The 24197-nt window shown below is 61.7% G+C and carries 21 protein-coding genes; 12 read left to right on the top strand and 9 right to left on the bottom strand.

What is annotated here, in order from left to right:
- Positions 1–175: 175 nt before the first annotated feature.
- A complete protein-coding gene (locus tag BKP54_RS00100) occupies positions 176–1021 on the bottom strand; it encodes a class I SAM-dependent methyltransferase (RefSeq protein ID WP_057225794.1) in 846 nt (281 codons plus the stop codon).
- A gap of 135 nt (positions 1022–1156) precedes the next feature.
- Here BKP54_RS00100 and BKP54_RS00095 point away from each other — a divergent pair, with 135 nt between their 5' ends.
- Together BKP54_RS00095 and BKP54_RS00090 are read left to right on the top strand one after the other, a co-directional pair.
- Positions 1157–3151, top strand: a complete 1995-nt coding sequence (locus BKP54_RS00095; RefSeq protein WP_128090364.1) for a transcriptional regulator — start codon at positions 1157–1159, stop codon at positions 3149–3151.
- A 58-nt stretch (positions 3152–3209) separates the two neighbouring features.
- Positions 3210–3872, top strand: a complete 663-nt coding sequence (locus BKP54_RS00090) for a phytochelatin synthase family protein (RefSeq protein WP_084813985.1) — start codon at positions 3210–3212, stop codon at positions 3870–3872.
- Between the two features lie 214 nt (positions 3873–4086).
- Here the strand turns inward: BKP54_RS00090 and BKP54_RS00085 are convergent, their stop codons facing one another.
- From BKP54_RS00085 to BKP54_RS00050, 8 genes are all read right to left on the bottom strand, one after another.
- Entirely contained in the window at positions 4087–5367 is a 1281-nt protein-coding gene (locus BKP54_RS00085) for an SGNH/GDSL hydrolase family protein (protein WP_025430114.1), read from the bottom strand.
- 9 nt (positions 5368–5376) lie between these two features.
- Positions 5377–6126, bottom strand: coding sequence for a glucose 1-dehydrogenase (locus BKP54_RS00080; protein ID WP_025430113.1), 750 nt, complete (start codon positions 6124–6126; stop codon positions 5377–5379).
- 18 nt (positions 6127–6144) lie between these two features.
- Positions 6145–8469 carry a DUF4962 domain-containing protein gene (locus tag BKP54_RS00075; protein WP_084813984.1) on the bottom strand — a complete coding sequence of 775 codons (2325 nt, stop codon included), beginning with the start codon at positions 8467–8469 and terminating at the stop codon, positions 6145–6147.
- Between the two features lie 65 nt (positions 8470–8534).
- A complete protein-coding gene (locus BKP54_RS00070) occupies positions 8535–10103 on the bottom strand; it encodes an extracellular solute-binding protein (RefSeq protein ID WP_025430111.1) in 1569 nt (522 codons plus the stop codon).
- Positions 10104–10134: 31 nt separating this feature from the next.
- Positions 10135–11016 (bottom strand): carbohydrate ABC transporter permease, encoded by an 882-nt coding sequence (locus BKP54_RS00065; RefSeq protein WP_025430110.1) that lies wholly within the window; start codon positions 11014–11016, stop codon positions 10135–10137.
- Between the two features lie 5 nt (positions 11017–11021).
- Positions 11022–11951: a sugar ABC transporter permease gene (locus tag BKP54_RS00060; RefSeq protein ID WP_025430109.1), complete on the bottom strand. Its 930-nt coding sequence runs from the start codon at positions 11949–11951 to the stop codon at positions 11022–11024.
- 8 nt (positions 11952–11959) lie between these two features.
- Complete coding sequence (gene ugpC / locus BKP54_RS00055; RefSeq protein ID WP_025430108.1) at positions 11960–13072, bottom strand: sn-glycerol-3-phosphate ABC transporter ATP-binding protein UgpC; 1113 nt, start codon at positions 13070–13072, stop codon at positions 11960–11962.
- A 27-nt stretch (positions 13073–13099) separates the two neighbouring features.
- Positions 13100–13882 carry a GntR family transcriptional regulator gene (locus tag BKP54_RS00050; protein ID WP_025430107.1) on the bottom strand — a complete coding sequence of 261 codons (783 nt, stop codon included), beginning with the start codon at positions 13880–13882 and terminating at the stop codon, positions 13100–13102.
- A 211-nt stretch (positions 13883–14093) separates the two neighbouring features.
- Here BKP54_RS00050 and BKP54_RS00045 point away from each other — a divergent pair, with 211 nt between their 5' ends.
- The 10 genes from BKP54_RS00045 to BKP54_RS34780 all read left to right on the top strand — a co-directional run.
- A complete protein-coding gene (locus BKP54_RS00045; protein ID WP_025430106.1) occupies positions 14094–14777 on the top strand; it encodes a GntR family transcriptional regulator in 684 nt (227 codons plus the stop codon).
- Between the two features lies 1 nt (position 14778).
- Positions 14779–16218 (top strand): aldehyde dehydrogenase family protein, encoded by a 1440-nt coding sequence (locus tag BKP54_RS00040; protein WP_025430105.1) that lies wholly within the window; start codon positions 14779–14781, stop codon positions 16216–16218.
- Between the two features lie 20 nt (positions 16219–16238).
- The gene (locus tag BKP54_RS00035) at positions 16239–16985 is read left to right on the top strand and encodes an SDR family oxidoreductase (protein WP_025430104.1); all 747 of its coding nucleotides are present in this window, start codon (positions 16239–16241) and stop codon (positions 16983–16985) included.
- Positions 16986–17123: 138 nt separating this feature from the next.
- Entirely contained in the window at positions 17124–18599 is a 1476-nt protein-coding gene (locus tag BKP54_RS00030) for an ABC transporter substrate-binding protein (protein ID WP_025430103.1), read from the top strand.
- A 158-nt stretch (positions 18600–18757) separates the two neighbouring features.
- Positions 18758–19708, top strand: coding sequence for an ABC transporter permease (locus BKP54_RS00025; RefSeq protein ID WP_025430102.1), 951 nt, complete (start codon positions 18758–18760; stop codon positions 19706–19708).
- Positions 19708–20568 (top strand): ABC transporter permease, encoded by an 861-nt coding sequence (locus BKP54_RS00020; protein ID WP_025430101.1) that lies wholly within the window; start codon positions 19708–19710, stop codon positions 20566–20568. The genes BKP54_RS00025 and BKP54_RS00020 overlap by 1 nt, the downstream gene beginning before the upstream one ends.
- Positions 20565–21578: an ABC transporter ATP-binding protein gene (locus BKP54_RS00015; protein ID WP_025430100.1), complete on the top strand. Its 1014-nt coding sequence runs from the start codon at positions 20565–20567 to the stop codon at positions 21576–21578. The genes BKP54_RS00020 and BKP54_RS00015 overlap by 4 nt, the downstream gene beginning before the upstream one ends.
- Entirely contained in the window at positions 21575–22549 is a 975-nt protein-coding gene (locus tag BKP54_RS00010) for an oligopeptide/dipeptide ABC transporter ATP-binding protein (protein WP_025430099.1), read from the top strand. Before BKP54_RS00015 ends, BKP54_RS00010 begins: the two co-directional genes overlap by 4 nt.
- A 57-nt stretch (positions 22550–22606) precedes the next feature.
- The gene (locus BKP54_RS00005; protein ID WP_025430098.1) at positions 22607–23998 is read left to right on the top strand and encodes an amidase; all 1392 of its coding nucleotides are present in this window, start codon (positions 22607–22609) and stop codon (positions 23996–23998) included.
- A 45-nt stretch (positions 23999–24043) separates the two neighbouring features.
- On the top strand, positions 24044–24197 hold a 154-nt coding region (locus BKP54_RS34780), incomplete at its 3' end, for an isocitrate/isopropylmalate family dehydrogenase (protein ID WP_245317777.1).

Genomic DNA, 24197 nt, shown 5'->3' with positions numbered 1-24197 from the left:
TTCGTGGCGCTGGACTATCCAGTGAGAGGGTGAGTGTCGTCGGCGTTACGTTGATCGCTCGCTTGGGAGGTTCATCGATGACATATCGTCGAAAGGTTGGACCGTTTCGATGTACACCGCCGAGCACGGATCGAGACGCGTGCGCGGCGGTGACATGGTTCAACATAGCCTTGACTCAGAGCCTTGTAACAACGACTTCCTGATACTCGCTCGGCACCACCATGGTACCGCCATCGGCGCGATTGAAGCGTGCAACGAGCGCCAGCAGATCGGTAGCGAGCGCGTCCTGTCCCGCGGGTTCGAGGGCGGCGAAGGTCTTCAAAACAGGGCCGTAGAAGGTCCGGAAGACCTCAAGCCAATGCTCGGGCGACTTGTAGCGGAACACAAACTGCCGCGGCATTGCCGCAACCGAGGCGGACGTGGCCGGGAACAGTTCCTCGAGACGCGGGCGCGATCCCCAGAGCGCCGGCGAGCGGGCACCTGCCGGCGTTGGGACATGGCGACCGATCGTCTTGAACACCTGCCCGATGAAGCCATCGGGGGTCCAGTTCGCAAGGCCAATGGAGCCGCCGCGCTTGCAGACACGAAGGAGCTCGCCGGCAGCCCGCTCCTGATCGGGCGTGAACATCACGCCGAAAATCGAGAGCACAGTGTCGAACGACTGATCGGCGAAGGGCAGGTTTTCTGCATCTGCCTCCTGGAAGGTGATGGAGAGCCGGTCTGCCTTGGCGCGCTCACGAGCGCGCTCCAGGAGCGCAGGGACGTAATCCGTCGCGGTGACGTCGCACCAGCGCCGGGCGGCGGCAAGCGCACCGTTGCCGTTGCCAGCGGCGACGTCGAGCACCTTGGAACCGGCGCGCAGATCGAGCGCTTCACAGAGGCTCTCGCCAACAATTTGCAGGGTCGTGCCGACGACGGCGTAATCGCCTGAAGACCACGCGTTTTGCTGCCGGGCCTTGAGCGCGCCGAAGTCGACGGCAGGCTGGTGGTTCTGGTCGGCTAGAGCTGCGGATGTGGACATTTTTTCCTCCTTAAGGCAGTTTGATTGGGTCATGGTGCGTCTGTCACAGGCCTGTTTCGAGCATCTGATCTTCCGCGGCTTCTGGTTTAGGCAGAGAGCGTGGGAACCGGCGTGGGAGCCGGCGTGGTAATGACCATGGAACCTTACGGGCGAAGGCAGATCGACATGCCGTCGTTAACGCTCCGACTGCTCGGACCATTGGCAATTCGCCGTGAAGGCGTGGACGTGCCGTTGCCCGGATCGCGCAAGGTGCGTGCTCTTCTTGCCTATCTGGCGCTTTCGCCTCATCCCTCTGGAAGGGCTCAGCTTTGCGACCTTCTGTGGGATGTTCCCGACGATCCGCGCGGTGAACTGCGATGGTGTCTGAGCAAGATCCGGTCGCTGATCGGTGAGCAGCGCGTCCGTGCCAAGGGCGATACGATCGCCCTCGATCTGTCGGATTGCTCGGTCGATGCGATCGAGGTTACCGCAGCCCATCGACACGGCTTTAGGACGCTTGCACCGGAACAGTTGCGATCCCTGGCCGATCTTTTTGTCGGCGATTTTCTTGACGGCCTTGCGATTGAGCGCTGCCCGGCATTTGACAGCTGGCTGGCGTTCCAACGGCGCCGATTGCGCGATACCCATGCGGCTCTCCTCGATCACATCGTACAACGCGCCGGCCATGAGGAAGTGCGCAGCTATCTCGATCGCTGGATTGCCCTTGCCTCCTTTGACCTTCGTCCCCACGAGCTGCTGCTGCAAAGCCTTGCTGCCGACGGGCGCGTTCGGGAAGGAGAGGAGCACCTGGCAGCGACTGCCAAGCTTTTCGATAGTGAAGGCGTTGACAGCAAACCTCTTCGAGAGATCTGGCGCACGGCCAGGGCTCAGGCTGACGAGACGTTCATAGTGCATCCGGCGCCCGTCGCCGAAACGGCGCCGAGCGAAACAGCAGCACCTCAGACGCATCGCCGTGCCTCGATCGCTATCATGCCCTTCGATGACACGTCGCCGATGGCCATTCCGGGTGGGTCGTCGGATGCGCTCGTTCACGACATCATCACACGGCTCGCCCGACAGCGAAGCCTCAGCGTGATCGCCCAGGGCACCATGTTCGCCCTGCGCGACCGCCGGTACACACCGCACGAGGCTGGCCGGATGCTCGGCGTCGACTATGTCGTCAACGGCTCGTTCCAGCGCCTCGGAAGGCGCATCACCGTCTGCGTCGAACTTACGGAGGCGCAAACCGCCCGTATCGTCTGGGCCGAGGTCTTCGAGTACGATGCTGCGGAGACCTTTCTTCTGCTTGACGAGATCGGCAGTCGGATCGTCGTCACCATCGAGCGTGAGGTCGAAGCGCTTGAGAGCAACCGGGCAATCCTGAAGCCACCTAGTTCTCTCGATGCGTGGGAGGCGCATCACCGTGGGCTCTGGCACATGTATCGCTTCACCAGGAGCAACAATGAACAGGCCCAACACTTCTTCGAGACCGCGATAAACCTCGATCCGACATTCGCCCGCGCTCACGCGGGCCTTTCCTTCACCCATTTTCAAAGCGCCTTCCAGCACTGGGCGGATCAGGACGTGGAGGTCGAGCTCGCGTATCGGGCAGCCAGCCAAAGCATGATGGCCGATGACCGCGACCCGGCCGCGCATTGGGCAATCGGCCGAGCGCTCTGGCTGCGGGGGCTGCATGACCAATCCGTCGGCGAGCTGGAACAGGCGGTCGAACTCAGCCCCAGCTTTGCGCTTGGTCATTATTCGCTCGCCTTCGTCCAGGCTCAGTCCGGCGATGCGCAGGCAGCTATTGTGGCGGCTGATCTTTCGCGAAAACTCAGTCCATTTGATCCGCTGCTCTTCGGCATGCTGGCAAGCCGGGCGCTGGCACTCGTGCGCCTCGGACGCTTTGAGGAGGCCGCCGGCTGGGCCATCAAGGCTGCGGCTCGGCCGAATGCCCATGCCCACATTCTGGCGATCGCGGCGCTATCGCTGGCGCTCATCGGCCGGCTCGACGAAGGGCGTGGCTACGTGGCGTCGATCCATCATCGGTTTTCAGGTTACAGCCTGAGCGATTTTCTGACCGCGTTTCATCTGGGGCCCGAACAGCAGACGCTGTTTCGCGAAGGTGCAAGGCAGATCGGCCTCCATTGATGACATCTTGTCCCTGGTTCATTGTTTCTGATCGTCCTTGCATTGTGGGGATCAGACAATGAAACATCGGGTCGTGCTTGGCTTTGCGGCCGCCTTGGGTTTGCTCGTTGCGGCGACATTCGTCGTGCCTTCTCGGACCTCCGTTGCTCCCATAGCGATCGAGACATCTGTCATTCGCAGTTCAGATCTTCTCGAAAAAGCCTGGAGCCTCCCGGTCGCTTCTGCCTTTGACAAACGCGTCACGTGGCAGTCGAACGGTTCGCGGTGTGGACCTGCAAGCCTTGCAAACAGCTTCCGCTCGATCGGTGAGGACGAAACGACCGAGGCCGACGTCCTGTCCGGAACAGGTACGTGCTGGACGGGGTACTGCATAATGGGGCTCACTTTGGACGAGCTGGCTGAGCTTGCGCGAAAGAAGACGAGCCACCAGGTCACCGTGCTGCGGAACCTGACCGCCGAGCAGTTCCGTGAGCACATGACGCACGCTAACGATCCCGACCGTCGCTACATCATCAACTTCGATCGTAGGACGATTTTTGGAGCGGGAACAGGACACCACTCACCCGTGGCGGGATATCTGGAGGCCGAAGATCTGGTGTTCGTCCTGGACGTGAATGAGCAGTTCAAGCCCTGGCTCATCGAGCGCGATCGTTTGTTTGCCGCCATGGATACTCTCGACGGTGATAGCAAAAGAGGCCTGCTTCAAATCGGCGGCCCCTGACCGCGTTGTCGCTTTCGCAGCGGGCGTGTCTGGATAGGCAGGTCTTCGAAGTCCCTCGGGGCACCGGGAATGTCCTGCAGACGGCGAACCGGTCAATCGGTTCGGCCTGCTCGACCGCAGGCGGGCGTTACGACCATATGCGGAGGTCACTCTGCGATGTAGAGTCTCAAGCATTGATTGCTTACCATAAGGCAGGAAGCGTGTCCCAGATGGTTTAGCGGTGCCAGCCCAGGGCGGGCGGGTCGACCTGGCGTAGTTGCGGCGTGGAGAAACGCATCGTTGCCGGGCGCCCAGATGAGACAATGCGCAGGTTGAGCGCGAGCCGAAGCCTCTGGGATGGCGTTTTGATTTTGATCGGCGGTGTCCTCAGCATGCCTGACCATGCCTCGGTCGGATAGGACGCGAGGTTGCCGTCACCGAGATCGAAAGGTGCAAGCGCCTGTGCCGTCAGACCTTCCGGGCCACAGTCTTCAAGCACAAGGGAGATGTCCCGCCAGCCATCATGCGCGTCGACCTCGACCGCGCAGCTCGCCCGGACCCAGGCGCCTGCCGGCAGCGGATTGATGAAACCTTCCGGCAAGATCTCCAGGACGCAATGGCCGCCTTCCAGACTGATTTCTTGCCAGCCTGCCGGATGACCGGTGCTGCTTACGGCACGGCTGGCCGTGACGTTGCAATCGGGCGGCGGCCCCGCAAACGTCTTTGCGTTGCCCGGAAGCGGATCGGGAACAAAACTTCCGAGGGGATTGTGAACCGGGTCGAAACGATCGTCCCGCGCCCACCGTTCGGGAACGTGCGGAGCAAGCAGCCCGCGGAGGTACTCGGCCAACGCCTTGCCGACGGCATGACCGCCCGGCACAGAAAAATGCGTGCCGTCATCGGAGAATCCGGCGTGTGGAACGCCGTCCGCGCTATGCCAGTCGACCCAGGCGCTGTTCCAGTCGAAGATGTGGCAACGGGGTCTTCGGGCCGCGAAGGCACGGCTCTTCTGGTTGATCCATTGCGCCTTGGCACGCTCCGATCCGCCGGCCGACCATTTTTGCGTCCCGCGGGCAAGGATCGGCAGCAGGATGACCAGCTTGCCGGCATCGAGCAGGCGGGACACGATCGCCTCGCGGATCGCCTGAATGGTTTCCTTGGTCTCCACCATCATGTCGTTGGTTCCCGCGTCAACGATGATGAGGTCGAAATCAAGCGCAAGGACCTGGTCGATCCGGTTGGCGATATCTAGGGCCTTCTGGCCTGAGACACCGGCGTTAAGGCCACCGAAGCCGCGCGAGTCACCCACCCGCCCGCTCGGCTCCCATCCAGGATGTACGCGTGGGTCGTGGAAGACGGTGATATCGAGCTGGCCATGGGTCAGCACCTCCGCCCATGTCGACCAGCCCCTGGCCGACGATCGGATATGCCGCTCGCCGGCATCGTGGTTCTGCTGGACGAGCGAGGTCCCGAGCAGGGCGACCCTGCTCCCATGGATCGGAGATGTGACTGTCATGTTCTGGTCCTACGAGAAGAACGTGCCGCCATTGACGTCGTAGCTGGCGCCGGTGATGAAGGCAGCCTCGTCGGAGACGAGGAACGCGACCAGACTTGCGACCTCGGCCGATTGTCCCTCGCGCTTGAGCGGTGTCGCTGCCGCAACCCGCTCGCGCACTTCCGGTTTCGTGAAGGTGTCGTGGAAAGCCGTGGAGATCATGCCGGGGCAGACGGCGTTCACCCTGATCTTCGGGCCGAGTTCCTTCGACAGGCCACGCGTGAACGTCATCACGGCCCCCTTGGAGGTCGCGTAGGCGACGGCGCCGGGACCGCCGCCGTCACGGCCGGCCTGGGACGCGAAGGTGACGATCGAGCCTCCTTCATTCATGGCGGGCACCGCGGCTTTGGTTGCATTGAACAACGACGTCAGATTGACGTCGATCACTTCACGGAAGAACGCCTCGTCCATCTCGGACAGCGTCTTGCGGGCGATGATGCCGCCGGCGACGTGCACGAGGCCATCAAGCCTGCCGAATTCCGACACGGCCTTGTCGACCGCGGCCTGGGCATCCGCCGCATTGGTCATGTCCGCTCTAAGTGCGACCGCCTTGCCGCCCGCCGCATTGATAGCGCCGACGCTCTGTTCAGCGCTTGATGCCGAGCCGAAATAGGTGACGACGACCTTTGCGCCTTCCTTGGCAAGTCGCTCGGCGCAGGCCTTGCCGATGTCGCGTCCGCCGCCGGTGACCAGCACGACTTTGTCTTTCAGTCCGTTCATGGAAATATCCTTTCGTGATCAGAAGTTCTTTGGGATGACGATGCGCAACTGGTTGTCGTCGACATCGGTGAAGTAGATGTCGGCGCTGAACCCCTGGTCGTCGATGAAGTTAAAGACCCGCCGCGGCTCATCGAGCGAATAGGGAACGAGCAGGGTGACGAGGGTGTGCTTGCTCGCCGACGGCAGGCTGGCCTCGATATGGTATTGGGTATCCATGCCCTCGACGTCGGCGGGATCGATCCCTTCGAAACCTTCGACCAGGCGAACATTGGGCGGGCCGGAGGTCGAGTGGACGAACTGCCCGTAAAGGCCGGCGCGCTCTCCGGTCAGGCGGAAGCTGTTGGTGCCGACGTCCATCGGTCTTGTCGCATGAAACAGCCATTGAACGGGCTTTGGACGGGAGCACTCGACGCGGTCGACGAGCACAACGAAATCGCTTGCGGTGAAATAGACGTCGCGTTCGGCGCGCAACACGTCAGGATCTGCGGCCCGGTAGGCCGCCGTCGCATCGCCGCTGATGAAGACATGGGACGGCTCCTCGCGCACGGTGACAATCCGCCCCCCGGCCTTTTTTGCAATCGTCTTATCGCCGTCGGCATACTGACCTTTGCCGTCGATGAGGATGGCGTTCTTGGAAATGGTCTGGCGCCGCCAGTTACGGTGCATGGTGGAGTTGAAGGCCACATAGTAGCCGCTCTGGATGGCCAGATCTTCGCCGAAGGCATAGAGCAGGAAAGCGTTCTGGTCGCCATGGCTGTGGCTGAGCGAGCCGAAGGTGCTGCTCTTGAACAGAAACTGGATATGCCGCGCAGGGTCGTCCATGTATTTCTGGATGGCGACCCAGCCGATATCCTTGAACCATTTCACTGGTGGCAGGTCGCTTGGCGCCTGGGCCGTGATCTGCGGATAGTCGTGGCGATAGACGAGATCGTCGAAATTGAGATCCCACCAGCCGTAATTGTAGAACTCCATCTCGGTTCCGGCGGCGTCGGCCTTAAGGCGCTCGTAGTACCACTGGTAGTAAGGATTGCCGGTGACGCCTGCGAACTGGCGGACATTGTAGCCGACCTTTACTCCCGGCGGGTCGCCGAGGGTGGAATCGTCTCCGAAACAGGCGCGACGGGTACCCGGTGCCTTGGTGTAGAGCGGGAAGTCGCCGGTCTTATGGAAGAACGGCCTCTTGTAGAGGTCGACGTCCAGGAAGTTCTTGATGAGGTTGGCGGCCTCCGTCAGGTAGGCGATGCCTGTCATCCAGTAATGCGGACCCTCGGCCCACCCGCCATCCGCGTCGCCCCATGGGGAGTAGAGTGTGAACAGGAATTCGATCGTATAGTCGAGCCAGCTTTCCGCCTCGTCGCTTTCTCCAGCAAGAGCGATGCAGGCGGCCGTCAATGCGGCCGATAGCGAGCGCACGGCGTGACTGTCATAGGGGAAGACATGGATGCGCGCACGCCACAGGACATGATCGGCAACTTCGCGCGTCCGCGCCAGCAGGACGTCGCGGACCTCCGTCCGTTCCGTGTCGTCGAGATGATCCCACAGCCAGTCGTAGCCCCAGGCGAGTGCGGTGACGACGCGGAAGGCTGCCTCGTCGTTGTAGGAACGCGCGGTGGCGCCCGTACGATCCCATCGCGCGATCGCCAGCAGCCATTCACGCGCCCTGGTGATCAACGCGGGATCGTCGAGAATTACGCCGGCGATCGCCAGATGGCGCACCGCGTAGATGGCTTCCTGGCAATCGATGTACATCTGCCGCCAGAGTTTCGCGACGCGCACGTTGTTGGGGTAGAGGGCAGGCTCTGCGATGAAATCGCGCGTGAGCCATGGCGCGACAGACTTGTCGAAAAAACCCTGCCAGCCGCAATGATCGGCATCTGCCTCCAGGCGTTCGCGAAAATCACCGACTTCGCTCGGACCGAGCCAAAGTCGGGGATGGCGTAGATCCGCAGCCTTCCAGCGGACTTGCGCGCGCGGCAGCGGTGTTTCCGGCAAGCCGGGCAGGATCTCGAATATTCGAACGCTGCTCCAGGCGGACACAACGGTTTTGGATGCGCCATCCCATAGCGCGAAGGCCCAGTGATAGACGCCGGGCTCGAAGGTTACGTCCGGCGTGAAGAAGTTCCAATTAAGGTCTTCGAACAGCAGCGTATCGGCCGGTGGAAAGGATGGATTCCGGGACACCTTGAGGGCATAGCGGGCATTGTCGTCCAGCGCCGGCAGCCAGCTGAAACGCGGCGGGTTCTCCTGGATGGCGGAGCCGTTCGGCTGATAGGTGATCGTCAGCGTGCCGGGTTTCGGCTCGTCGAGATAATGCAGTCGTGGGGCTTCGTCAGCTTTGGGCATCGAAAATGACGTCCTTTAACAAGTCGGGGAGTGAATAGGGCGCGGCCGCGCCGCGCCCTGATGTGTCAGTTCTTGGCGTATTGGCGGTCGTAGGCCGTCTGCATGACCTTGATGACCTCGGGCAGGCCGAGCTGTTCGAGGCGAGCCTGATAGGCATCCCAGGAGGCGTCGACATTCTGTGCGCCGAGCACGAAGGTCTGCTGCATCTCGGTCATGTATGTGAGCAGGCTCGGCCAGTACTTGTCGTAGACCGCCCGTTCCTCGGCGCTCATCGAGACGCCGGTGAATTCGGGCTGCAGCAGGCCGGGTTCCGTCTCGTACATGGCGATCCCGTCGAGGGCCATCTTGTTGGTCCACTGCTGTTCGGACGGGTAGGAGGCCCAGTAGCCGCGCGGCACGCCGGCGCCGATCTCCCACATCTGGGCGTTCACCGGCTTTGGGTTCTTGAGGACGCTGTCCTTGTAGACAGGTTTGCCGTCCTTCATGTCGTAGTTGACGCCCTCGACACCCCAGTTGGAGAGAATGCGACCCTTTTCGGAGAACCAGAAGTCGAAGTACTTGATCGTCTCGGCGGGGTGCTGATTGGTGTAGGAGATCGCCCAGCCGGCAGGCTGAACGGTCGCACGCCGACTGTCCTCGAAGCGCTTTCCCGATACCGTTTTCGGTGGCAGCATCGGTGCGAAATTGATACCGGGAACGCTGTCCTTCAGAGCCTCGGTATAGTTCGAGGTGCTGGCGAACCAGTCATGGGTCATGCCGCCGATATTGTTACCGAGCATGTATTCGCGAACGCGTGCGCCGCGAGTAAAGACTTCCGTGTCGATGAGCCCTTCGCCAAACCACTGGGCAACCTTTGAAATCCCGGTCTTGTAGTTTGCCGTCGTCCACGGGTGGACGATCTTGCCGTCCTCGACCATGAAGTCGCCGTAGCGTTCCGACCCCGAGACGCGCGCATCCCACATGTTGATGAGCCGCACGGCTTCGATCGGCTCGCGGGCGAAATAGGGAACCTCGTCCTTCTTGCCGTTGCCGTTGGGATCCTTCTCGCGAAATGCCTTGAGCACAGTGTAGAGCTCGTCGACATTTTGCGGTTCCTTGAGACCGAGCTTCTCCAGCCAGTCCCGGCGGATGAACCAGGCGCGCGAATACTCTCCCTCCGGAACATAAGGGATGAAGTAGATATGCCCATCGGGCGCGCTGATGGCGCGGCGCACCACGGGATGATCGTCGAAGAACTTCTTCAGGTTGGGGGCGTTTTCGGCGATCAGGTCGTCAAGCGGCAGGAAGGCGCCTTCCATCCCGTAGCGGATAAAGTCGTCCTTGAGGCCGCCTGTCACATCTCCTCCCACGATATCAGGCAGATCGCCAGACGCCATCAACAGGTTGAAGGCGTCGCGGCTGTTGCTGGTGGCAAGCGAGGCCACGTTCTTGACGTGGATTCCGGTCCATTCCGCCGCTTTCTTCTCGACGGGCCAGTTCTCCGTGTAGACGTACTTGTCGCGGAAATGGAAGTGGATCGTCAGTTCGAGCGGATCGTCGACAATCTTCGTCGACGCGTCCTCGGCGGCGGCGCTGCCCAATTGCAGAAGCGCACAGGTGGCAAGTAGCGAAAGCCTTTTCCCAAAACGTCTCATTCCATTTCTCCTCCTTGAACAGAACTGGCCGTTATTCCTTGACCCCACCAAGGGTGATGCCCTTGTTGAAGTATTTCTGGATGCTCGGATAAATCAGCAGCACCGGAATGATCGAGGCGATCATGATCGCGGCTGTGACGGTTTCGAATGAGTAGCGCGAGCTCAGCAGGCTGCTGGCAAACTCGTCGTTGGCGGTGAGGTCGACGATGATGCGCTTCAGGTAGAGTTGGAGCGGGATCTTTTCCTCGCCGCGCAGCAGCACCATGGCCCAGAAGTAGCTGTTCCAGCGCGAGACGATGCAGAACAGACCGACGGTGATGATGGCCGGCTTGGACAGTGGAATAAATACCTTCCAGAGCAGCTGCCATTCGCTGGCGCCGTCCATCTTCGCTGCTTCCTCGAAGGATTTCGGCACGGACTCGAAGAAGTTGCGCAGCAGGATGACGTTGAAGGCATTGCAGGCGAAGCCGATGATCAGGCCGAAACGCGAATCCAGGAGGCCAAGGTCGCGCATGTTCAGGAAGAAGGGGATCATCCCGGCATTGAACCAGAGGGTGAATGCCACCATCAGGTTCAGGAATTTGCGTCCGCGCAGCCTAGCGCGTGACAGCGCATAGGCGCCGGGGATCATGATCGCCAAGCTGACCGCGGTGCCGCCGAACGTGTAGATGAAGGTATTGCCGTAGGCGATCCAGAACAGTCGGTCGGACAGCACGAATTCATAGGCCGCAAGCGTCAGGTCCTTGGGAAACAGAATGACCTGCCCGGAGGTGACCGCCGCACCTGACGAGATCGATACCGCCAGCAGATAGATGAACGGATAGAGGGTCGACAGGACGAACAGTCCGATCAGGGCCGCATTCGCATATCCGAAAATACGATCGCCGCGCGAGTATAGGCTGAAAGTGGCCATGACATTCACCAGAGCGAGGTTGATGAGACCTTCCGGCTGATCCGGTTGGCCGTGAAGACGAGGGCAAACGCGATGACCGCGTTGAACAGGCCGGCGGCAGTCGCCAGGTCGTACTGGGTTCCCTGCAGGCCGGTCCGGTAGACATAAGTCGAGACAACGTCGGCGGTGCGGTAGGTGGCCGGTTGGTAGAGTAGGATGATGTATTCGAAACCGACCTCGACCAGGTTGCCGATGCGGATGATCAGCATGATGATGATCGTCGGCAGAATGCAGGGCAGGGTGATGCGCCACATCATCTGCCAGCGCGAGGCGCCGTCGACCCGGGCGGATTCGTAGAGTGTCGGGCTGATACCGGCGATGGCAGCGAGATAGACGATCGATTCGAAGCCTGCCTCCTTCCAGACGTTGGAGCCGATGAACACCGTTCGGAACCATTCCGGCTGTGTCAGGAAGTAGATCGGATCGAAGCCGAGGCTGGACAGCACGAGGTTGACCACGCCCGTGGTTGGCGACAGCAGGTTGATGACGATGCCTGCAACGATCACCACCGAAATGAAGTGTGGAAGGTAGACGACGGTCTGTGAGAAACGCCGGCCGACTTCGCTCTGCAGCTCATTGAACATCAAGGCCAGGATGATTGGCACCGGGAAGGCGAAGATCAGCCCCAGGCCGCTGATGGTGATCGTATTGATGAAGGCGCGGATGAAGATCTGGTCATTGAGTAGCGTCCGGAAATTTTCGAACCCGACCCAGGGACTGCCGGCAACGCCACGGAACGGGCTGAAGTCCTTGAAGGCAATCTGCAAGCCTTCCATCGGCTTGTAGAGGAAAAGCAGGAACCAGACGAGCATCGGCAACAACAACACATAAAGCTGCCAGTCTCGGCGAAGATCCTCCGCCAGGTCCTTGATATGCTGGGCGATCTTCGATCCCATCATCTGCCTCACGCCTGTCCGTTGATGGCTTTGCCGGTCTCCACGTCGAAGACATGAAGTCTGGCGGTGGGGATCGCCAGCCTGGCGACATCCGACAGGCTTCTCCCGTCCACGGGCGTATCGACCTTGGCGACGACCGGCTGGCCGCCGATCCTGCAATGAAGCAGCGCTTCCGAACCGAGAGGCTCGACGAGGTCCACGGCCGTCGCTATCTCCTGGGTGTCGGCCCCCGGGCGGCCGACTTCGATATCGAGGTGTTCGGGACGCAGGCCGACGAGAACTTTCTGGCCGGCGCGCATGCCGGCGGCGATTGCAGCCGGCATGCGGAACTGGACCGGAACGTTGCCGTCGACGCAGGCAACGGCAGCGCCGTTTGCCGCTTCCACGCGCGCTGCCACGAGGTTCATGGGCGGCGATCCCAGGAAGCTCGCAACAAACGCATTGGCCGGATTGAGGAAAAGCTCCATGGGCGAGCCGACCTGTTCGACGCGTCCGCCATTCATGACGACGATGCGGTCGGCAAGCGTCATGGCCTCCACCTGGTCGTGCGTCACGTAGATGCTGGTGACGTCCATGCGCTTGTGCAGCCGCTTGATCTCCGCGCGCATCTGGGTGCGCAGCTTGGCGTCGAGATTGGACAGCGGCTCGTCGAACAGAAACACCTGTGGCTTTCGCACAATCGCGCGACCCATCGCCACGCGCTGTCGCTGGCCGCCCGAAAGGTCCGCGGGCTTGCGCTTCAGATAGGGCATCAGATCGAGAATGGCGGCCGCCTCGTTGACAGCGGCTTCGACGACGTCGTTCTTCTCGCCACGGACGCGCAGTCCAAAGGCGATGTTTTCCGCGACATTGAGGTGCGGGTAGAGCGCGTAGTTCTGGAACACCATGGCGACGTCGCGATCTTTCGGCGCGACCCGGTTGACGACGCGGCCACCGATCGAGATCGTGCCATCTGAAATGTCTTCGAGCCCGGCCACCATGCGCAGGGTCGTGGACTTGCCGCAGCCCGACGGTCCGACCAGAACGACGAACTCTCCCGGTGATACCGACAGCTTGATGGAGTGCACGACTTCGAGTGCGCCGTAGCGTTTCACTACGTCGTTCAGTTCAACTGCAGACATTTGATTCCTCCCGCCGGCGCGAACCCCTTAGGTCAGGTTGCGCCGCGGCCTCCGTTTTTCTGTCGTTGTCGCATTGATCGATTCAATGTAGCTCCACAGCTTCGGGTCGCGTGAGAGCTCGGTAATCTTGCTTTCGAGCGAGCCGAGGTGTCGGCTCATTGCCGCCACGGCCGCATCCGGCGAAGCTTCACGAATGGCATCGACGATCGCCCGATGTTCCTCGATGACTTCTGCAGTGCGGCGAACGCCGAAGACCATCTTCAAATGGCGCATGCGATCGATCTCGCCCTTCGCCTGGTTGACGAAGGTCCACACACCGCTCAGACGCGCGGCTGCGAAGATGGCTTTATGAAAGCTCTCGTCGAGCTCGAAGAAATTCGTGTAATCCTCGCCCTCTACGGCTGCAATCTGCTGGTTGAGGCAGAGTTCAAGGCGGCCGAGATCTTCGAACGTGTGGCGCTTGGCCGCCTCTGCGGCCGCTCCGGCCTCCAACCGAAAGCGAATGAAGCACGCCTCGATATAGCGCTGGACCTCGATCGTCGCGACAAACGTGCCGCCCTGCGGCACGACCTTGATCAGGCCTTCCTCCGAGAGGCGGATGATCGCTTCGCGAACCGGTGTCTTGCTGACGTTGAGGATCGCGGCGACCTCCTTTTCCGGCAACGCGCGGCCAGGCAGCAACCTCACCTCGACGATCAGTTGCCGAAGCAGGCGATAGACCTTTGACGTCGTGTTGCCCGCACCCTCGATCAGGGACGGCCGAAGGAGCTCGTCAAGTGGAAGTGCCGGTATGGTGACAATCTCAGACATATCTATCCGCTAACTGATATCTTAGTTGCAAGATTGATGTCTTAGAGTGCGATTGTCAACCGTAAATAATTTTGTCGTCGAGCGAGGGGTCTGCGTCGGAAAATCACGCCTCTTCCGGTCCCGATCCCGCGTGGCGGTTCGCTGGCCTATCAATCGCAATTGACATCGTCTGTATCCTGGATACAATTTGCCTCGATCTTGGGAGGGATCGATGAGTCAAACCTTTGAATGGCGAAGCCAGTCGCGCCTGCTCGACGAAGTTGCCCAGGCGCTTCGCGAGCGCATCTATGCCGGCGTCTATGCGCCTGGAGCGACGTTGCGCCAGGAGCGGATCGCTGCCGAATTCGGCATCAGCCGTACGCCGCTTCGCGAGGCCTTGCGGGTGCTGGAGCGCGACGGGCTCGTTGTGAACAAACCGGGCAGCGGTGTCAGGGTGGCCACCGCCGACCTGCCGAAACTTCTCGATGCCTATGCTGTGCGCGAGGCGATGGACGGCGTGGCGGCGCGCAATGCCGCCGAGCGCGCCACAGCATCCGAAATCAAAGCACTCGCGAAACAGATCGATCAGCAGCAGAAGGTCGTCGAGCGCTGGGATCCCGGCGCCTACACCCAGTCCAACGTCGTCTTTCACGAGGCAATCGTCAGTGCTTCGCGCAATGCGTCGCTGGCGTCGCTCGGGCCGCTTCTGCGGATGACCTCTCAGGTCTTCGCTCCGGCCTTTTCGCTTTCCAGCGAACGCGCCAGCACTGCCGTTGCCGAGCATCGGCTCATTGTCGAGGCGATAGCGGCAAGGGACCCTGATCAGGCTGAGAAGCTGGCGCGCGCGCATATCCATGCGACGGCCATGAGATTGAAAACGCTCCTCCCGCAGGGCGAGACTGACAACGAGGCATGATGTGAAGACTTACGGCAATTTCATCGCGAACACGTGGCAGGACGCAATTGGCGGCGAGCACATCGCCGTCAGGGATCCCTCCAACGGTGAGATATTCGCGCGCATTGCCCGGGGAAACCGGGATGACATCGACCTGGCCGTGCGCTCGGCGCGCTCGGCACTTGGCGGCCAATGGGGGCAGTTGACGGCTACCGAACGCGGACGGGTGCTCAGCCGGATCTCGGCAGCGGTGCTGCGCAACATCGACCTTTTGACGGAGCTTGAAGCGCGGGATGTCGGCAAGCCCCTGACACAGGCGCGGGCTGATGTCGTCGCGCTCGCGCGCTATCTGGAATTCTATGGCGGCGCCGCCGACAAGGTGCATGGCGACACCATCCCCTATCAGAACGGCTTTACCGTGCTGACCATTTACGAGCCGCATGGGGTTACGGGTCATATCATCCCGTGGAACTATCCGATGCAGATCCTTGGTCGAAGCCTCGGCGCAGCCCTTGCCATGGGCAATGCGGCCGTGGTCAAGCCGGCCGAGGAGGCGTGCCTGACCATCCTGGAATTTGCACGCATCGCCGAAGAAGAGGGCCTGCCATCAGGAGCGCTGAACGTCGTCACCGGTTTGGGCGCGGAAGCGGGTGCCGCGCTTTCCGAACACCCTGATGTCAACCATATCTCGTTTACCGGTTCGGTGCGCACCGGTGAGATGGTGCAGACGGCGGCGGCGAAGAATGCGGTGCCGGTGACGCTCGAACTCGGCGGCAAGTCGGCGCAGATCGTCTTTGCCGATGCGGACCTCGACCGTGCCGTGCCATTCCTGGTCAACGCCGGGATCCAGAACGCCGGGCAGACCTGTTCGGCCTCGTCACGCATCCTCGTCGAGCGCGCCATCTACGAAGACGTCGTGGCGCAGATGAGCGAAAGATATCGCGCGCTCAGGGTCGGACCGGCCAGCGCCGATCTGTCGCTTGGCCCGGTGGTCTCGCATAGGCAAAAGGCGATCATCGAGGGCTTCCTTGCCGATGCCGCCAAGGATGGCCTGAAGATCGCGGCTGAGGGCGAGATCGTCGCCGACGCACCCGCTGACGGCGCCTATGTCGCACCGACATTGCTGCGCGACGTGCCGCACGAGCACCGCACGGTACAGGAAGAAATCTTCGGCCCGGTCCAGGTGATCATGCCGTTCGACAGCGAAGAGGAGGCCGTTCGCCTTGCAAACGGCACCGCCTATGGTCTCGTCTGCGGGGTCTGGACAAACGACGGTGGTAGGCAGCTGCGCATGGCGCGCGCCGTCCACGCCGGTCAGGTCTTCGTCAACAATTATGGCGCCGGCGGCGGCGTCGAGCTGCCCTTCGGCGGCGTCAAGAAATCGGGCCATGGCCGCGAGAAGGGTTTCGAAGCCCTCTACGGCTTCGCCAGCATGAAAACCATCTCGGTTTACCACGGCTAGTTCAGCGTCGGGAGGAACAAGTGTCACTAGAAGGTAAGATCGCTCTCATCACCGGTGCAGGCTCCGGTTTCGGCGAGGGCATTGCGAAGCGTTTCATCGACGGCGGTGCCAAGGTGGTCGTTGTCGACCGCGATGCCGCAGGGGCCGAGCGCGTGGCCAAGCAACTCGGCAGCAATGCGTTTGCCGTCGTCTGCGACATCTCCAAATCATCGGACGTCGACGCCGCCGTTGCCGCGAGCCTCGAGAAGTTCGGCCGCGTCGACATTCTCATCAACAATGCCGGCATCGGCCACAAGCCACAAAACGCCGAGCTGGTGGAGCCGGACGAGTTCGACAGGATCCTCGGCGTCAACGTGCGTGGCGTCTATCTCATGACGCGCGCGCTGCTGCCGCACATGAAACAGAACAAGACAGGCGTGATCGTCAATATCGCCTCGACTGGCGCCAACCGGCCGCGGCCGAACCTTGCCTGGTACAATGCGACGAAGGGCTGGGTGGTCTCCGCGACCAAGGCGCTGGCGATCGAACTTGCTCCGTTCAACATTCGCGTCGTTGCCCTCAATCCGGTTGCCGGCGAGACGCCGCTTTTGACGACCTTCATGGGCGAGGATACCGAGGAAATTCGCCAGAAGTTCCGCGATTCCATTCCGTTGGGCCGCTTGCTGAAGCCCGAGGATCTCGCCGAGGCCGCCGCCTTCGTCGCATCGCCGCAGGCGTCGATGATCACCGGCGTTGCACTTGACGTCGATGGCGGGCGTTCGATCTGATGACGACAGCGCCGCGCGTCTCTTAGGGCGCACGAAAGTCGCGGCACTTTGATTGACTGCATGTTTCCTTCAATCGGATGCGATTAATGGAAACATGCAGTGGGACCATAAACAACCAAACCGCAAAGCGGGGGAACCATGCTTAACTTGACGAAATGGGCACTTGCTTCGTGCTTCATCGCCGCATCGCTGACCACAGCCATGGCCAAGGACACGATTACCGTCGGCCAGGTGCTGGAACCGCCGGGCCTCGACCCGACCGCGGGCGCCGCCGCGCCGATCCGCTATATCACCTACGGCAACCTGTTCGAAGGCCTGGTGCGCGTGGTTGAAGATGGCACCGTCAAGCCGCTCCTGGCCGAGAGCTGGGCGATCTCCGACGACCAGAAAAGCTACACGTTCAAGCTTCGTCAGGGCGTCAAGTTCCACGACGGCACGCCATTCGACTGCTCGATCGTCAAATTCTCCTATGAGCGCGCCGTCGCAGCGGACTCCACCAATGCGCAGAAGGGCCTCTTCGAGCCGATCGAAAAGACCGAGTGCCCGGATCCGGCAACCGCAGTCGTGACCCTGAAGCGCCCGGCATCCAACTTCCTGTTCAACATGGCATGGGGTGACGCGGTCATGATCGCGCCGTCATCGGCCGCCGACAACAAGACCAAGCCTGTCGGTACTGGCCCCTACGCGTTCAAGGAATGGGCGAAGGGCGACAAGGTCGTGCTGAACAAGAACGCCGATTACTGGGGCGAACCGGCCAAGCTGACGGAAGTCACCTTCAAGTTCATCAGCGACCCGTCCGCAGCCGCAGCCGCCGTTCTTGCCGGCAACGTCGATGCGTTCCCGATGTTCCAGGCCGCCGAACTCGTCAGCCAGTTCCAAAGCGATCCCAACCTCCAGGTCGAGGTCGGCAGCACCTCCGGCAAGGTGGTTCTTGCGCTGAACAATGCGCGCAAGCCGTTTGACGACGTCAGGGTTCGTCAGGCGCTTGCCCATGCGATCGACCGGAAGACCCTGGTCGAAGGCACCTATTCGGGCTTCGGCGAGACGATCGGTTCGCATTATTCCCCGGTGGAGCCCGGCTATGTCGATCTGAACGAAACCTATCCCTATGACCCGGGCAAAGCGCAGCAACTGCTGCAGGAGGCCGGTGTCGAAGGTCTGGAAATGACCATCATGCTGCCGCCACCCGCCTATGCCCGGCGCGGCGGCGAGATCATCGCGGCCATGCTCAGCGAAGTCGGCGTCAAGGTGAACCTCGTTCCGATCGAGTTCGCGCAATGGCTCGACCAGGTGTTCAAGAACTCGGATTTCGACGCGACGATCATCGCACACGCCGAAGCCCGCGATCTCGATATTTACGCTCGCGACAAATACTATTTCAACTACCAGAACCCGGACTACAAGGCGCTCTACAAGTCCTTCACGCTCGCGTCGACGGAAGCTGAGCAGCTCGATCTCGTCGGCCAGCTTCAGCGTAAACTGGCGGCCGATGAACCGAACGTTTTCCTCTACGCTCTTCCGAAGATCGGCGTCTGGAACAAGAAGGTGAAGGGTCTGTGGAAGAACATGCCGGTGCCGGCGGACGATCAGACCCAGACCTACTGGGAGAATTGATCGCTTCTCATGAGGTGGAGCGGTATGCGGGCTGAAAACCGCACACACTTTTCCTCATCCCGCTCCAGCATCCGCCCCTCCACAAATGGGGGCGGATGCAGATCAGCCGTTGACCGTCCCCGGCGCCGGTCAACGCTCGCTCATTCCGGGAGGTTGATGTGATTTCCTTTGTTGGCGGTCGCCTTGTGTCGCTCATATTGACGACCCTGGTCGCCTCTATCATCGTCTTTCTGCTGATGCAGGTGCTGCCCGGCGACCCGGCAGTGCTGATGCTCGGCATGAACGCCGACCCGGATGCGATCGCGGCGCTGCACCGGCAGCTGGGCCTCGATCAGCCAATCTGGATCCGCTACCTCCAGTGGATCGGTGGCTTTGTCGTCGGCGATTTCGGCATGAGTCTCACCTATTCGGTGCCGATCCGTGAACTACTCGGGCCCCGCATCCTGGTGACATTGCCCCTGGCTCTCCTCTCCATGGCGATCTCGGTCGTGGTTGCGATCGCCATTGGCGTCTATGCCGCGGCCAATCGCGGCAAGGCCGGCGACACGGTCGTCATGGGCATCGCGCAAGTTGGCGTCGCCATCCCCAATTTCTGGCTCGCGCTTCTGTTCATTTTGCTATTCGCGCTGAAACTTGCATGGTTTCCGGCCTCGGGCTTTGCCGGCTGGCAGGACGGTATCTGGAGCGGCCTCCACTCGCTCATTCTTCCAGCCTTTGCGCTCGGCCTGCCACTCGCCGCCATTCTCGGACGCGTCACCCGCTCGGCCGTCATCGAAACGCTCGGGGAGGATTTCATCCGCACTGCCCGCGCCAAGGGCCTCTCGCGCGCTGGTGCGCTTTGGAGGCATGCGGTGCCGAACGCACTCATCCCCGTCGTCACCATCATCGGCCTGCAGTTTTCGTTTCTGCTTGCCGGCACGATCATCATCGAGAACGTCTTCAATCTGCCGGGTGTCGGCCGGTTGGTCTTTCAGGCGATCGCGCAGCGCGATCTGGTGACCGTGCAGACGCTCGTGACGCTGCTTGCCGCGTCCGTCATCACCATCAATTTTCTCGTGGATCTCGTTTACGGCTATCTGGATCCGCGCCTGTCGAGGGGAGGCCACTGATGAGCACCTCGGCAATCACTTCGGAACCAGGCCTGTTGGCCAAGCTTTTTGGTAGCCGAAGCCTGATGTTCGGCCTGACGGTCACCGCCATCCTCATTGCGATGGCCGTGGTTTCCACCGTCTGGACACCCTTCTCGCCGACGGCGATGAATTTCCGCGACAAGCTTCAGGGACCAAGCCTCGCCCATTGGTTCGGCACCGACAATTTCGGCCGCGATATCCTGTCGATGATCATGGCCGGGGCGCGCAACTCGATCGCGGTCTCGATCGTCGCGGTGCTCGTCGGCGCCGGCATCGGCGTGCCGCTCGGTGCATGGGCTGCGGCCCGCGGCGGCTGGGTCGATGGCCTGGTCATGCGCATGAGCGATCTTGCCTTTGCCTTTCCTGCACTGCTGACGGCGGTCATCATCACGGCCATCTTCGGCCCCGGCGCGACCAATGCCATGATCGCCATCGGCATCTTCAACATTCCGGTCTTTGCCCGCGTGACCCGTGGCGCTTCGATGGGGCTTTGGAAGCGCGAATATGTGCAGGCGGCCCGCTGCGCCGGTCGCGGCGACGTGGCGATCACCTTTCTGCACATCCTGCCCAACATCAACCACGTGCTCCTGGTCCAGGTGACGATCCAGTTCGCCTTAGCAATCGTTGCAGAAGCTGGGCTTTCCTATGTCGGTCTTGGCACCCAGCCACCGATGCCAAGCTGGGGCAAGATGCTGAACGATGCCCAGACCTTCATCTATCAGGCCCCATGGCTCGCCATCTTCCCGGGACTTGCGATCACGTTCGCCGTGCTCGGCCTCAACCTCCTCGGTGATGGCCTGCGCGACATTCTCGATCCGCGCGTGAGGCGACAAAGATGACGGCACCCTTGCTACGAATGGTCGGAATGTCGGTCGAGCTGTCAGCGGGCATGACCCAGGTCGATATCGTCTCCGACGTCGATCTTGAGCTCAATCGCGGCGAACGCCTCGGTATCGTCGGAGAATCCGGCAGCGGCAAATCCATGACGGCGCTCGCCGTGATGGGACTGCTGCCGCAGCGCATGCGGGTGCGCGGCGAGTTGATGTTCGATGGCCGCAACCTCGCAGATCTGCCCGAAGCCGAATTCTGCAGATATCGCGGCCGGCGCATTGCGATGATCTTTCAGGAGCCGATGACCGCCCTCAACCCGGTCAAGTCGATCGGCGCCCAGATCGCCGAAGGGCGACGCCTTCATTTTGGCGAAACCAGAGCCGATGCGGAAAAGAAGGCGCGATCCTTGCTGGACAGGGTTGGTCTGCCGGCGCCGCGCTTCAATCTGGACCTCTACCCGCATCAACTCTCCGGCGGCCAGCGGCAGCGCGTGATGATCGCCATGGCGATCGCCTGCGAACCGGACCTGTTGATCGCCGACGAACCGACGACCGCGCTCGATGTGACGGTGCAGGCACAGATTCTTGATCTGCTCGATGACCTGATCGAAGATACTGGTACGGCCCTGATGCTGATCACCCACGATCTCGGCGTGGTTTCCGAAATGACCGACCGTATCGCGGTCATGTATGCTGGGCGTGTCATCGAGACGGGGCGCACCGACGACGTGTTCGCGCGCATGGCGCATCCCTATGCGAGGGGCCTCTTCGCTGCGTCTCCTCATGGAGCTGCCCTTGCTCCGCGCCAGATCGGGGGAAGGCCAAGGCTGAACGCAATCCCGGGCATCGTTCCCGATCCTTTTGCGCGGCCGGACCATTGCTCCTTTGCTGAGCGTTGCGCCTTCGTTCAGCCCGACTGTCGGCGGGCGATACCGCCACTGGATCTGATCGATACCGACAGGAATGTGGAGCATCGCGCCGCCTGCTTTCATCCACGCGAAAGGATGGTGGCACCATGAGCGATGTCATTCTGAGGACCATCGATCTGGTGCGCGAGTACCAGTTGCCGCGCCCATCGATCTTTTCCAAGCAGACCAGCTTGCGCGTGCTGCACGGTGTCAGCGTCGAGCTTGGCGCCGGCAAGAGCCTCGGCATCGTTGGCGAAAGCGGCTCGGGAAAATCGACCCTTGCGCGCGCCGTCATGGGGCTTGAACGCCCGCAATCGGGGCAGGTTACCATTGCCGGCAAGGATATCTATTCGCTGGACCGATCAGAGTTGCGGGAGGCGCGCAAGGGATTTCAGGCGATCTTCCAGGATCCCTACGGCTCACTCGATCCGCGCCACACGGTGCGGACCATCATCTGCGAACCCATCGTTTCACTGGAACGCGGAACCAGCGCACTCGAGCGCAACCGGCGCGTTGAGGAGGTGCTGGAGGCGGTCGGCTTGCCCTTGGCGTCTGTCGACAAGTATCCGCACGAGTTTTCCGGTGGCCAGCGCCAGCGGATTGCCATTGCGCGCGCGCTCATCACCCGACCTGCGCTGATCGTTGCCGACGAACCGGTTTCGGCGCTCGACGTCTCGATCCAGGCGCAGGTGCTGAACCTGATGATGGATCTGCAGGAGAGGCTCGGGCTCTCCTATCTGTTCATCAGCCACGATCTGGGCGTGGTTCGCGCCATCACCGACCGGGTCGCCGTCATGCATCTCGGGCGGATCGTCGAGGAGGGACCGACCAACGAGGTGTTCGACAACCCGCGTCACCCCTACACGCAGGCGCTTGTCGCCGCCGTGCCGAAACCCTTTGCCGGACGCCGCAAGCGGATCCGGTCGAACGCCCCGCCGCAAACGCCTGTCCATACCGCCACGACCTCAGAGGGCTGCGCCTATGCCGCCGTCTGTCCGCGCAGGCAGGATATCTGTCTCGCCCAAACGCCCATGGCCAAGCCGGTGACGCCGGCCTGGTCCGCCCGCTGTCACTTTGCCTAGAACTCTTTGAAATTCTGCAATTCTCCGGAGTTGCTCTTGTTGCAGGAATTATTGCCCATGTCCGATCTTGCCGATTTCACCGCCGTCGATCTTGTCGAGGCTTACCGCCTGCGAAAGCTCTCTCCCGTCGAAGTCGTCGATGCTGTCATCGCGCGCATCGATGCATCTGAGCCGAAACTCAATGCGCTTTGGGCCTACGATCCGGACGAGGCGCGCAAGGCGGCGCAGGCGTCCGAGGCACGTTGGGGCAAGGGTGAGCCTCTGGGCGCGATCGATGGCGTGCCGGTGACGATCAAGGAGAACATTGCGACGAAGGGAACGGCTGTGCCGCTTGGCTGCGCGGCCGTGCCGCTGGTACCGGCCTTGGCCGATGCGCCGCCGGCGGCACGCACCCGCGAGGCGGGTGGCGTTATTCTGGCCAAGACCACCATGCCAGATTACGGCATGCTGTCGTCCGGGCTTTCCAGTTTCCACAAACTGGCGCGCAATCCCTGGGACCTGTCGACCAATCCCGGCGGCTCGAGCGCCGGTGCGGGGGCGGCTGCGGCCGCCGGCTACGGCCCGCTCCATATCGGCACCGATATCGGCGGTTCGGTTCGCCTGCCGGCCGGTTGGTGCGGCGTTGTCGGTTTGAAACCGTCGGCGGGTCGGATTCCGATCAATCCGCCCTTCATCGGCCGTGTGGCCGGCCCGATGACCCGCACTGTCGCCGATACGGCGCTTTACATGTCCGTTTTGTCGAAGCCGGACGCCCGCGACACGATGTCCTTGCCCTATGCCGATATCCCCTGGCTCGATCTTGAACGGAAGGTAAGGGGCTTGAAGATCGGCCTCTGGCTTGATGCCGGCTTCGGCCAGACGGTCAGCGCGGAAACCGAGCAGGCGGTCAGCCAAGCGGCAAAGATCTTCGCGGACGCGGGCGCGATCATCGAACCTGTCGAGCCCTTCCTCACCCGCGAGATGATCGATGGCCTCGATCGCTTCTGGCGTGCGCGCGGTTGGGAAGACGTCTCGCGTCTTTCGCCGGAACAGCAGGCGCAGATACTGCCCTACATCTTCAACTGGATCGAGACGGCCAAGGATTTTTCCGGCCGCGACGTCTATACCGGCTTCGCCCAGATCGACGCCATGCGCAATGCCATCCATGCGGCGTTGACCGGTTTTGATTTCATCCTCTCGCCAACGGCACCGACCGCGTCCTATCCCGCCGAATGGGCCTCGCCGATCAATGACCCACAGAAGCCGTTCGAGCACATCGCCTTTACGGTCGCGGTGAACATGGGTGGACAGCCCGCGATTTCGGTCAATTGCGGCTATACTGCCAGCGGTTTGCCGATCGGGCTTCAGATCATCGGCCAGCAGTTTGACGATATCGGGGTCTTGCGCCTTGCACGAGCATTCGAGACCCTGCGTCCGCAACAGCGGCCATGGCCGAAGGTCACCGCATGAGCCGCCCTGCACCAACACAAACACTGAAACGACAGGAGTGCCGAAATGGCCGATCGTAAGCTTTTCATCCTTCCCGGCGACGGCATCGGCCCGGAAGCCATGGCGGAAGTCCGCAAAATCATCGCCTACATGAATGCCGAGCTTGGCGCCGGCTTCGTGACGGACGAAGGCCTCGTCGGCGGTTCTGCCTATGACGCCC

It is taken from the genome of Ensifer sp. 1H6, assembly GCF_001976035.1.
GTDB lineage: Bacteria > Pseudomonadota > Alphaproteobacteria > Rhizobiales > Rhizobiaceae > Ensifer > Ensifer canadensis.
This window is presented reverse-complemented; position numbering and strand designations above follow the sequence as displayed.

Coding starts and splice junctions, on each gene's coding strand:
- BKP54_RS00100 (WP_057225794.1), bottom strand. CDS start 1,021: ATGTCCACATCCGCAGCTCTAGCCGACCAGAACCACCAGCCTGCCGTC.
- BKP54_RS00070 (WP_025430111.1), bottom strand. CDS start 10,103: ATGAGACGTTTTGGGAAAAGGCTTTCGCTACTTGCCACCTGTGCGCTT.
- BKP54_RS00065 (WP_025430110.1), bottom strand. CDS start 11,016: ATGGCCACTTTCAGCCTATACTCGCGCGGCGATCGTATTTTCGGATAT.
- BKP54_RS00010 (WP_025430099.1), top strand. CDS start 21,575: ATGAGCGATGTCATTCTGAGGACCATCGATCTGGTGCGCGAGTACCAG.
- BKP54_RS00060 (WP_025430109.1), bottom strand. CDS start 11,951: ATGGGATCGAAGATCGCCCAGCATATCAAGGACCTGGCGGAGGATCTT.
- BKP54_RS00015 (WP_025430100.1), top strand. CDS start 20,565: ATGACGGCACCCTTGCTACGAATGGTCGGAATGTCGGTCGAGCTGTCA.
- BKP54_RS00090 (WP_084813985.1), top strand. CDS start 3,210: ATGAAACATCGGGTCGTGCTTGGCTTTGCGGCCGCCTTGGGTTTGCTC.
- BKP54_RS00005 (WP_025430098.1), top strand. CDS start 22,607: ATGTCCGATCTTGCCGATTTCACCGCCGTCGATCTTGTCGAGGCTTAC.
- BKP54_RS00095 (WP_128090364.1), top strand. CDS start 1,157: ATGGAACCTTACGGGCGAAGGCAGATCGACATGCCGTCGTTAACGCTC.
- BKP54_RS00085 (WP_025430114.1), bottom strand. CDS start 5,367: ATGACAGTCACATCTCCGATCCATGGGAGCAGGGTCGCCCTGCTCGGG.
- BKP54_RS00075 (WP_084813984.1), bottom strand. CDS start 8,469: ATGCCCAAAGCTGACGAAGCCCCACGACTGCATTATCTCGACGAGCCG.
- BKP54_RS00045 (WP_025430106.1), top strand. CDS start 14,094: ATGAGTCAAACCTTTGAATGGCGAAGCCAGTCGCGCCTGCTCGACGAA.
- BKP54_RS00080 (WP_025430113.1), bottom strand. CDS start 6,126: ATGAACGGACTGAAAGACAAAGTCGTGCTGGTCACCGGCGGCGGACGC.
- ugpC (WP_025430108.1), bottom strand. CDS start 13,072: ATGTCTGCAGTTGAACTGAACGACGTAGTGAAACGCTACGGCGCACTC.
- BKP54_RS00050 (WP_025430107.1), bottom strand. CDS start 13,882: ATGTCTGAGATTGTCACCATACCGGCACTTCCACTTGACGAGCTCCTT.
- BKP54_RS00030 (WP_025430103.1), top strand. CDS start 17,124: ATGCTTAACTTGACGAAATGGGCACTTGCTTCGTGCTTCATCGCCGCA.
- BKP54_RS00020 (WP_025430101.1), top strand. CDS start 19,708: ATGAGCACCTCGGCAATCACTTCGGAACCAGGCCTGTTGGCCAAGCTT.